Genomic DNA, 12,371 nt, shown 5'->3' with positions numbered 1-12,371 from the left:
CGTGGAAGAGTTTTGCCGACTTCTACCTTAGCTGGTTGGTTTTCCCAACTCAAACCATTGTTGCCGTCTGCTGTTACATACTTGCTCAAGTCATCATTTGTAATATCTTGACCATTTGTTCTTATGACAGCTTTGGCGCTTGGTTGCGCTAAAGTAGTGAAGGTGAAGTTGACCTCTTGCTCATTCGTTTGACCTGCTAGGCGCACTAGAAGGGTTTCTGTTCGTGTGCCTGCCTCTGCCGTTTTTCTAGTCGCATCTTGGTTCTTCCAGCGGCCTGTTGCGCCTGTGAAGTCCGTAGTTGCGTCTGAACGACGGAGTAACTTAGCTAGAGTGGCTTCGTTCAAGTTATCCAACTCAGTAAGAGTGCCTGTTCCCTTCATGGTTTGGATGCTGCCTTTAGCACTTAGAGTGATGAAGGTTGAGGCTTTGGCAGTACTTGCATCTGATTCAACGCGTTCAGTTGCTTCGGTTGGTTTGTAAACCGCTTTGGCTGTGATGTTGGTTGATGTTGGGATGTCCTGGGTCATCGTTAGATCAACTGTCGTTAGATCACTGTAACGAGTCGTACCAGCTTTCGGTACATCTACAGAACCAATTTTCGTATCGCCATTGTAGAGCTCAACAGTGGTTCCTGGTGTCGCATTCTCAATATGGATGGTTTTTCTTGTGCCGGCGCTTCCTGTCAAGTCAGTCGTAATACTTGGAGTCGCTGGTTTGGTCACAAAGGTGATTTCCTGTGTTTCTTCTGCCAGATTTTCATCTTTCGTATTACCACCGTCTACTTGTGGGTAGTAAACTTTAACCTTGTTGGTCTTCTTACCAAGCCAGTCATCGTTGACTTTACCCCAAGTGCCTGAACCATAGGCCTTATTAGCTGTCTCATCTGTTTGCCATGTGTACTCTGTGCCTTGTGGAAGGTCTGGTCCATTTTCTGCTTTCTTCACATAAGCGCTAGCTTCTGTTGAGGCAAAGGTTGAACCAATCGTACGCACGACTTCTGTTTCCTTGGCTACTGCATGATAAGTTGGAAGGGCTACTTCTAGCGTTTGAACCGTCTTACCTGCCGCATTGTCTGCTGGGTATTCTACCTCGATACGTCCCACATTGCTTGCGGACGCTGTTGCGATACCTGGTGCAGTGCCACCTTGCCAACGAACTGTTACGCCTGCTGGTTTAGCCACTGTTTGGTTGCCATCTTTGAAGACGACATATGTCTCTGCGTCAGCTCCATGTGACAAGGTACCTTGTTTATTGTTATAGCCGTTCGGACTAGCTAGAGCTACCGTTGGATAAACATGCACTGGAATCGTCACTTCTGTGCTTCCTGAGCCTGGAATAGTAACAGTCGCTTTGTAAGTCGCATCACCCACACGGCTGTAGTCTGGAGTTTCCTTCCATTCTACTGTTGAGCCTGCTGGAAGAGCTGTATCATCCTTATATTGAAGTCGATCTGTCAATGCGTCTGTTGGGGTTGCTCCCTTAATCAAGTGGTAGTCTTTGGCTTTTAGACCTTCTGTTACCTTCAAGCTTGTGCCGTAGTCTGATGCTGTTCGTTCAGCCGCTACGGTTGGTTTGTAGATACTGCGAACCGCGATCGGCATATCCTTCGTCAATTTCTTGCCTGGTGCTAGGTTAATCGCTACTCCATCTTTGAGCGCAAAGTCACCATCTTTTGGTACATCTGTGCGTCCCAATTCGATTGGGTTAGTTGGATCGGTCATGTCATAGAGGGCTACCGTGGTACCACTATTCACGCCATTCACTGTAACGCTGCCTGCATCTTTCTTACCGACTGCTGTTACTAGACTTGGGGTGCTTGGTTTGACAACAACTTTAACCGGAACCTCTTGGCTAACTCTGTCGGTTCTATCTTTTTCAAAGACATTTGCAATGTAAGTACGGGTACCAATACTTGTCACATCCGGCGTCGTTTTCCACGCAGCGTCAAAATCACTTGGGAACGTCTGTTCAGTACCTCTTTCGGTATAAGAAATTCCAACTTTCGGATTTGACTTCAACTGTTCAAGTTCTGCACTACCTCTCACACCCGTAATTGTCTTCCCTGCAAAGTTACGGTCTTTCGCTACATATACAGACGCTGCATCACTCGTCGCATCAAAGACAGTTTGAGTTACCCTTACCGGTACAGTTGAAGAACCTGGTAGAGTTGATTGGTCTGTTTGGCGGAGGTAACGTCCTGATGGAAGAGTATAAGTCCATTTACCATTAACAGGTGTAACATCTACATGTCCTTCTGTTCCTCGTCCATCTTGGAAATGAATCGTAACTTTTGTCGCGTTTTGAAGCGCTGTACCAGAAATCGTGCGATCCGCATCCGATACTTTATCATCATGAGTCAACGTCACTGTCGGAACTTCTGGTTTGGCTACAACCGCATGTGAAATATCAATAGTAGAACGATCTGGGAAGTTAATCACAGCTACTTTTTCCTTATCATCCGTAGTACCCTTAGTATAAGTCACTCCAGTAGGTAGTTTGCTATTACTTGCATTAACTTCTTGAAGTTTAGCTGCAAAGCGGTCTTTCGCTGCATCTGTAAAGTTACCATTAACGATATCACTAGCACCATAAGTCACTTTTTCAGCATCAGTTGGATATTTCACTTGATTTCTATAGAAATCAGCATACGTTTTAACAGTTTCCTGATTACTATTAGCTGAAGATAATGCATAAGCTGTATCTATTTGTTCAGTTCTATTGTCTGTTTTTACTGTTTTCTTGTATGTTCCAGCGACAAGGACAGTAGCGTTTAATTGCTCTCCTAATGTTAATTCTTTCTTATAGTCAGTTGCCGCGAATGTTACTGTTGCCTCTCCTGCTGTAACTTCTTTTTCTGCTACAACAGTGCCTTGAGCATCTTTAAGCTGAACTTTTACAGTTGCTCCTTTTGCTAATTGCGAAGCTTCTGGTAAGTTTGATACTGTAACAGCTGGTTTAGTACCTGCTTGACCTTGAAGTGTTGGTGCTTTTGGATTTACTGCTAACGTTACTTTAATATTTTGATCATTGTAATTATTCGTATTATCTCCGCGATCATTCCTCACAGTATTACCATACCAAACATTAACGTTTTCTTCTCGTACTCCGATAGTTGTCTGTGCTTTATCTGTTGGATTAGGAGAACTATACCCATTTCCCCATCCAATAGCAGTACCATCTGGATTAGCTAAAGTACTACTTGGTTCAACATAGTCTCCAGCATTTGTTTTTGCAAATGCTGTTCCTACAGTTGTCTCTGCAGAATAATTTTTACCAGTTTCTAATTTCGCTTTATTACCATAAGTTTTGAAGGTAACTGTTTTCTTAACAGTTCCTGCACCATTTGGATAAGTTACTTTAATCGTTTTAGTCGTTACTCCTGCAGCTGTACTTGTTTCTGCTGGTGTTCCGCCTTCAAATTCGACCATTGTTCCTGCGGGTTTTGTCCCATTTTCAAAGGCTATATAGTAATCTGGAGTTACAGGGTTAAATCTACCTCCACCTGAAACTAATCTTGACGTCAATGGTTGCCCAACAATCTCATCGTACTCTGTTACTTCTTTATTATTAACCTTACGATAAGTTACTCCTGGATATACCGTCACCGGAACATCGACTTCTGCCGAAGTATAACCTTGCGCACTAACCGTTACAGTTTTAGTCGAATTTCCTACTGTCGTTGTTGTTGGTTGACCATCCTTCCAAGCAACACTTGGACTTGTTACCCCTGTAGGAACTTCCACAAAATTACTTGCCGTGTCTACATTTGGAATATTTCCGTCTTTAATCGCATAAATCGGTTTAGGCTTCACAGCAATTACAGAGATTATTTTCTCAGCTTTATTACCGTTCTTATCTAGGACTCTTACTGTAATATCATGTTTAGTGACTGAACTTAGTGTTCCTGTGATTGTTTTTTTAGCTGAATCGTAAGTTAGACCATTTGGCAAGTTTGTGACTTTGATATTTCCTTCGTCTACACCTACTCCATTTCCATCTGATAGAGTCAGAGGAATGTTAAGTTGTTTTCGAACTCCTATAAGCGTAGAATTAGCATCAATAACTGGCTTGGTTTGATCTCCATTAGCTGCCCGACCTCTAGCTTCATCACCTTCAATAGTTTGAGCAATATCCTTAGCTTTCACATCTGTTTGGTCTTTAACAACTTCGTCTTTCAGTGTGATTGCACCAGTAGTTGCATCAATACTAATTCCGTCTTTTTGACCCCTTGTAATCGTCCATTGGTTATCAGCACCTTTAGTAGCGATTACTTCCGTCTCAGTTTGAGGAGTTGTTGTTACAGTACCGTCTTCTTGAAGCTGATGGTTATCTGCTGGAGTATAAGTTACTTTTAGTGAATTAACATTTGGTTCATTCACTGGAGTTACTGTAACATCTCCGTTGTTATCAGACGTTATCTCTGGTTGAGTTGGTCGGCGTTTAGCTAACTTATCACTTGGCACATCCAAGCTTGAACCATCTGGGAATCTAACTGTTACAACCTTGTTTTTATCATCAGTAGCGCCTGCTGTAAATGTCACGCCTTGCCCATTGATTGTTGGTAAATTAGTATTATTTTTGTTTACCTCTGCTAATTTATCAGCAAAAGCTTTCTTAGCGTCCGGCGTGAAGTTACTATTTGATAATTGAGCATTTCCGTATACTACTTTTTGTTCATCTGATGGATAAACAATCGATCCACCTTTAGACTCTGCTAATGAAGAAACCGTTAAGGTATGGGTTTTAGTTGCTGTTGCACCTGCCGCATCTCGTACGGTGTAGGTTACTGTGTAATCTCCCTTTTTGAGATAGTCATTCGTTGCTAAGGTAACTGCTTGTCCATCTTTTTGAATGGCGACACTTACATTCTCACGCGCTGGACTTCCTACGGTCTTGTTGGCATCATCTTCTGCGTCCGTTACTGTGACAAGAGATTTCAATCCTGCCAGCGTCAAGCTACCATCTGCTGTGTAATCGTGCGTATTTGGCTCGTTTACAGCAATGCTTGGACCTGTATTGGTTGCAGTTGCTCGTGCAAAATCTCCAGCTGGACTGACATTTGGATTATCATAATGCACCCGTGCAATGACACTGTTTGACCCTGAAGGAATGGTAAATGGAATATCTGCCTTCGTATTGGCATCTTTAATGTGTAGTTTCAGTAGTTTTTCTGATGGATTACTGCTTTGTTCCTCTGTTAAGTCAGTTGTGCTTCTTCCAGTAGCTGTGAAACTTCCACCACTTGTTGCACGTTCTTCTACTACCTGCCATCCTCCAGCAGCAGTCTTACTAACTCCATACTGATACTTACTTCCATCTTTACTTGCAATCATTACATAGAATCGACTAGCATCATGCGGAATACGAACGCTGATATCACGTCCTGCTTGAAGTGGCGTCCCTTCAAATCTTGCTTGTCCTAAGCTAACAGTAACATTTTTTGGCGCAGAAATCATGCCACCGATTTCTTGCTTGAATGAAACAGGGTTGGCTACCTTAGTTGTCGCATCTTGTTTTTCATTTTGCGAGAGCAGTTCCCCATTTTTCAAGTCATAGTTCCAAGTACCATCCGTTCCAACTGTTGTTGAAACTTCCTTGTTATTTTGTAAGGTAATCTTAATCGTTGCACCCGGAATACCTGTACCTGATATGCTACGGGTCGTCGAACTCAAGTTTTGTCCGTATCCTGATTCTGGTGTTACTGTTGGCATTGCTGGTACAGCAATATCTGATCCAGTTACAAGCTTTTCAGAACCATCTTCAAAAATGATTTTAGCAACATTGCCTAATCCAGGATCTGTCACTTTCTCTACTCGAGTATTGGCTGGTAAGTTTGGATTTTGTTGTTTGATTTTGGCAACAAAACGATCTTTCGCTGTATCTGTAAAGCTATTGTTTGTAACATCACTTGATGTGAACTCTTCTTTTTGAGTAAGGGTGATGTTTGTAGCGTCTTTGATAGACTGAACATGAATGGTACGTGTCAGATTGTCCGCAGCCTTTCCAGCAGCGTCACTGGTGCTATACACCAGATTGTAGTCACCTTCTTTGAGATAATCACCATCAGCTAATGTAAAGGCTTGACCACCTTTAGTAATCGCTACTGTTACTTTTTGTTTTGCAGTTTGACCAACTGTTTTAGCAGCATCGTCCTCTGCATCTGTGACATTCACAAGATCAAGCAGTTTTGCTTTTGTTAATTTCTCATTGGCAACGTAAGTGTCTTTAATAGTAGCTTTAGCAGTGATGCTTGGTTTTTCATTTGTTACGTTGGCGTAAATCCAGTCCCCACGGTCAGTACCTTCCCCTACAGTAATTTGAGAAGTACCAGAAGTAGCAGTTCCTGAAGCATTCGCTTTATGCATCCGTAGACGAATCTTTCGATCTCCCTCTACCAGACGGAAAGGAATAGCACTTTCAGTAGTCGGATTTTTAACGCTAATTTTAAGCTTAGTGATGGATGGATTGTCTTGAGTCACTGTCTCTATACTCAATTTATCTGCAAAACGTCCATCAAGCTTCCAAGCACCATTATCCTTCTTAACGGTTACTTCTTCATTATAACTACCGCCAAATTGAATATAGCTCAATCCAACGTCTTTCGGTAAAGAGAAGGTAATGTCACGACCTGCAGCAACAGGATTGTCCAAGGTAGGGAATCCAATCAAAACATCTTTGCTGGCACTACCAGATTCTACACCATTGACAACCTGTTTCACACGCACAGCTTGATTACTATAACCGCTCGTGTTGTCTGCCAGTTTGTTTTGAGTCAAGGTTTCGTTAGCTGCAAGTGTGTAGCTCCAGCTACCATCAGATGCAACAGTTGTTATTTTATCTGACGACCCATCTTGAAGGGTAATCTTAATAGTTGCACCTACCAAACCTGTACCTGTAATGGTTCGACTGGTTGAGTCTAGCGCATTTGCATAAGCGCCACTGCCATTAACTGTCGGTACAGCAGGCTTAGCCTGAGCTTGTCCTACCAAACTAATGGTGTTTGGACTTTCAGCCTTAGCAGAAACTCTTGTCCCTGCTTTAGCGATTCCTGCTGTCAAGGTCACCGTATTGCCTGACACACTAAATCCTGTTTGGTTTTGCCACTGACCTGCATTATTTTTAGTCAATGTGACAGTTGTAGCTGCAGTTTGGTTGCTTGGTGTATAGGTAACGGTCAACTTATTGGCATCTGAGGCTGGTGTAATGGTAACACTGGTATCCTCTCTTGCATTGAGGTTCGGTATTGTCATACGACCATAAGCAGTCAGAGTTGCTGGGTCAGTAAAGTCTGAGTAGGCTGTTTGTTGCTTGATAGAGACAGAGGTTCCTGCAGTAGCAGTTCCACCCGTCATGTGAATTTCAGCCGTTCCATTAGCGTTATTACGAATGGCAACTGTTGAATCTGTAGTAGCTCCGACCTTGCTCCAAGTACCGTCCCTTCCTTTTTCAAAGGTAATCTCTTTCGTTTGATTTCCTGTAGTGGTGTAGCTGAAAATCGCTTTATTGGCACCATCTTGACCAATTGTCGCTGTAACCGCCAAATCACCTTCCTTATCTTGACGAATCTCTGGTTTTTGCGGTTTACGACCTCTACTGTTCACTGGATCACTATCGTCTGAGTTGAGTGTGTAGTTATTATCTCGATTTGTTTGGTAGTCGTGACTAGTATTTGTCAATGCTACAGTCGCTGTGATTGCTCCTTTTGGTAGGACGCCAGGAACTGTAACGGTTGCTGTTGAGCCATTTACAGTTGTTCGAGTGCCTGTTATCACGTTTCCATCTACCTTGAGGGTTACATTGACTGTACCAGCATTGGCTGGAACATTGGTGACTGTGACAGTTTGGTTGTTGAGTCCTGCTTTTTCTCCCAAATCATCTGTCACACGAGGTTTATCCGGTCTCACTTGAACAAGAAGACCAAAGTTTTGCGTTTGACCATTGTCATAGGTTACCTTGATTTCTTTATTGACACTACCTGGTTTGGTTGTCGATGGTGCCTCTGCGTTTGTCCTAGACGTTGCTACAAACTCGGCAGTTTGAATCTTGCCATTTGTATAGCTATCCTTGCTGAGGTAGTTTCTTGCATCAGCATCGGGATTAGTTCCTGTCCCTGTTGTTAGTTTTCCATTGTAGTCAGCTGCCCATGTATGCTTGGTTAAGCTTGAATCAACGATACCATAGGTGACAGCAATGTCACGGGTAATAGCATTTCCATCTTTGTCCACTCCTGGATAGGTCACAGTAGCGGTTGCTGTATGGTTTTGACCTACAGCTGCATTTTTATCTAGCGCTGAGTTGGTCTTCCACGCGATAGTCTTGCCAGTGGTGTTGTTATAGAAGTCTGATGCCACTGCCGTAGTCGTAGTGTTTGGTTTGACAAAGTCTTTCCCTTTGACCGTGTACAGGTTGTTGTTAGGGGTTACAGGTGCGACTACATCGTAGGTCAAATTTATCGTCTTAGGGGTTCCTCCAGGGTTAGAAGCCAGAACTTCTATGATTTTTCCAGTTCCTACAGACAGGTCAGGATTGTTTGGTGCTGTCTGATTCGAAGAATTTTTCCATAGGAAGGTTCTATTAGTCCCGATAGGATCCCCATTCTCATAGGTAAAGTAGCCCTTAGGATCTCCCCAGGTAGGGGTTTCTCCTTGGATAAAGGTTAGGTGGGGTTGTTTTTGAGTATAGTTCGTATTAGGAACTGTAGCTTGAACACTATTGTCGCTTCTCCGAATGACTAAGTTTTCAAAAACCTGATTTGTCCTAGAGTTTACTAATGCAAGCGTTACTCTTAATGGATCCGTTCCAATTTTATCTTTCTTATAGCTATCGGCTGTAAAGGTTGCAGTTCCATCAGGATTCAAGCTAGTTTCCGCTACAACATCATAACCTTTTGTAATCGGTTGAACTCCATCGTAGTCATCACTTCCACCTTTTACTAACAAAGCCTTCCAGACCAATGTTTCATCTCCAACTTTATAGGTTCCGTTGAGATTATTTCCAAAACTCTTGGTTTGAATCGTCGGTTTTTCATTCGCTTTTTCTACTAAACCAGGATTTTGGTTATCGGCTAAGTTCTGTTTGTTTGGTGGAATAATCAGACTGGTAGTTAGCTCCTTTGTAGTTCCATCCGCTAGCGTAGCTCTAATTTTTAGATTCGTAATACCAGATTTACTATTATCTGTGATACCGTTATTGATGCCGTCGGATACCCATGCTCTAACTGTTGCTTTTTGAGAATTTAGTCCATCTACTCTCCAGAAGTTTGTTGCGAAGCGTCCAGGCTTTCCATAGCCACCACCACTATCTACCTCAAGTTTGGTGATATTGGTTGCACCTTTCACCAAGAAACGAATACTTTTAGATCCTATATGCTGGTTTTGAGGATAACCGATATATTGTTTGTTACCTGACGCAAAATCAAGTTGATCACCATCTTTAGTATTGGCAGGTCCGATTTTAGCTGGAAGTGTTTTCCTTACATTTGACTCATCAGACTCAACCGTATCATGGTGAGTAGGTTGTCCGTGTTTATCTTTTACACGAAAATCAGCCCATTTCCCTTCAACAACAGTCTTAACAACGTACTCCCCTAGTTTTAGGTCTGGCACATTAAAGGTAGCACGACCGTTATCATCAGCTTTTTCACTTGCTACCTTTGTCAAGGTGCCGTTAGGCTCTTTTTTGTACAGCACTAAGTCAAATCCTTTTGTACCTCCGCTAGCAGTAATCCTAGCTGCCCCCTCGTCTTGGCGACTTAAGTCTGTATCCAAGATTGGCGTTTTCGGCTTGGTCACAAAGTGGAAAACGTCAGAGTCACTAGAACCATCGGTAAAGGTTCTGACATACTTATAGCTATGAACACCCGGAGTCAAAATAGCATCTCGCGTAAGCGCATCCTTACTTATTTCCTTATTTTCACCAAGTTTGTACAAGTGCCATTGTTGACCATTTTGGGTAGCTTTAGCCTTCCCTTCTATCTCTTTTTCTAACTTAACGCCATATTCGTTAAAATAATCTCCATACGAAGTAATGTCAAAATATTTGTACTCTTCAATCGGTTGTCCGCTTCTTATTTCTGCAGATATTACCCCGTCAATTCGTGAGTTATAGGGTTGGTCAGACTCATCATATCTATTTTTATAGGTGATACCATCTTTAGTCTGTTGATAATTATTGTAGTTTCCTCGGTAAAACTTGGAGTTTACTGTATTTTGATTAACAGGGTAATAGTTGTTCCCAGCAAGATCAAACTTAAACTTGTCCGTAGAATCTACTTCACCTGGTGTGCGAGCATACCATTGTTGGATGAGTTTTCTACGTGGGTTACCTCCACTGTTTACATCCACCCCTTTAATACCAGATAGGTAGCTTAGAGAAGTAATTCTGTTGCTACCTTCCGTTCTAAAAGTAATTCGATAAGCAGCATTTGGATCTGAAGAATAAACACCGTCTTCTATAACCCCTAACTGAGCATAGTAGACTGTCTGCGTATCTTTCTCAATTTGGTCAAATTTCTTATTCCCAAGAGTTACTTCATCTGAGGATTCATTACCCCTCATAAAGAAATCACCTTGTTTAGCTAAGCCAGAAAGGGTTGATACATCATAGTTATAAACATTGTTTCCAAAAAACTTAGTTGGCGCTGGAGCAGTTGTTCTATCTGGTGTCCCTTTACTTACCCTAGTCAGACCTGCAGCTTTTAAGCTGGCAGTTATTTCATCATCATTTCCGTTTCCAGGAGATGAAAACGAATGCCTCTCAGTAGCCGTTTCCCTAGTAATGGTAAAGCTATTTCTAACCAAGCTTTGCCCCTTAGGAAGGGTAAAGAAGAAGCTCATGTTTTGAAGGTTTTCACGGCTTGGATTGACTGTAATTTCCCAATCAATTCCATTTTTAACACCCTCAGCTGTATTCGCCGTTACTTTTTTGACCGTTTCCTTCAAATACTTCACAATATCTGATACAGGATCATCTTTACCTGCAGAAGTTTGTCGTTTACTATTGTAGTAAACGTAAGTGTATTTATCGTATGGAGATGTTGGGTCATCACCTTTATCAAAGTAACTGGTGTACTTATCAATGAAGTAGCTTCCTGGAGCTACACGTTCAGCCGCACGTGTCACACGTGTTCTAGCTCCTGCTGGCATCGAGCGGAAACCTGACCATCCTGTAGCATTGGTTCGTGGTTGGATAGTTACATTGTTTTCGCTTGGGGTTGCAGGTCCTGTTACCACTCCTGCATTTGCTTCATTTTCAGCAAGAACTCCTTCGATCAGTTCACGCGATTTTTTCAGGTCTGCTAAGGCAGCACTAAAGTCTTCTTGACTGATGGTGTTGCCTTTAGAGAAGGCTTCATTGAACTTATCAGCAGCTGCCTTGGCTGCTTGGATTTTATCTGCTGATGCTCCGTTAGCTCGGAGTTGCTCAGTGATGAACTCTAATTCATCTTTTAGTCCATAAACACCATTTTTACCTTCTGTGTTGGTGTAGGTTGGGAGCGTCTGTGGAGTCGTTTGAGAGTTTGTCCCAGCAGTAGTTGCGTTCCCTCCAGCAGATGGATTGACTGAGTTTGCAGCTGGTGCTGCCGCGCTCAAGCCTCCTCTTCTACGACGGTTCCCTCCGGTTGGTTGCTCAGTTACAGCTCCGTCTGGAGTGGCGAGTCCGGTAGAGGTCAGACCTGTAGATGTGAGGTCTGTAGATGCTAGACCTGCTTTTTCCAAGATTGTTGGATTTTCTAGGGCAGGTGTCAAGGCTTGGTTGACACGGCTGATTAGGGCTTCCATAGCTCTTGTTTGCTCGTCAACTTGCGCTTGTGTCGCTTTAGGGTCGCTCAAAACTGCATTAGCTGCTGCTAGACCCGCTTCCACTTCAGCATGGAGTTCCTGCATTGAGCTAAGCGTTAGTTTTGCCAACAAAGCTTGCAGATTCCCTTGAGTCGATTTGGCTGCTGTCGTATCAGCGACAGTCGGCTGTTCTTGCTCTTTTACTTCTCCTGCTTGAGAAGGTTCTTGGTTAGCTGGATTTGTCTCTGACTGAGCAGAGTTAGACTCAGCTCCTGCTTGCCCTTGATTGGTTCCCTCAGCTGGTGCTTCCTGCGTTTTCACCTCATCAGCTGCTTTGAGTTCAGCTGGCTGGTCAGTTGAAACCTTGTTCGAGTCTCCCTCATCCGAGCTTCCTAAATCACCGTCTGCCTTTCCATCAGAACCTGCCGTAACGACATCACTTGCCGTGGCTGGAGTGATGGGTTCATGCGCTGCTACTGCCCCGTTAGCAAAGAACATCAATGCCGCAACCGCGACACTGGCAGCACCAAAGTGGTATTTTCGAATCGAATATCGGAAAACCTTTTCTTTGTTATATTTTCCAAAGTCCAT

1 protein-coding gene (cut by a window edge) is annotated in these 12,371 nt (G+C 43.0%); it reads right to left on the bottom strand.

Annotated elements, in window-relative coordinates; all coding sequences use genetic code 11:
* Window positions 1-12,371: the 5' end (the start) of a DUF1542 domain-containing protein gene (locus AC6I9F_RS03960; RefSeq protein ID WP_498022925.1), read on the bottom strand. 20,560 nt of this gene lie to the left of the window's left edge; only the first 12,371 of its 32,931 coding nucleotides appear in the window; its start codon is at window positions 12,369-12,371; its stop codon lies beyond the left edge, outside the window.

The organism is Streptococcus nakanonensis (assembly GCF_059738785.1).
Note: the sequence above shows the minus strand (reverse complement) of the source record. Positions and strands in the feature narration are given on the sequence as shown.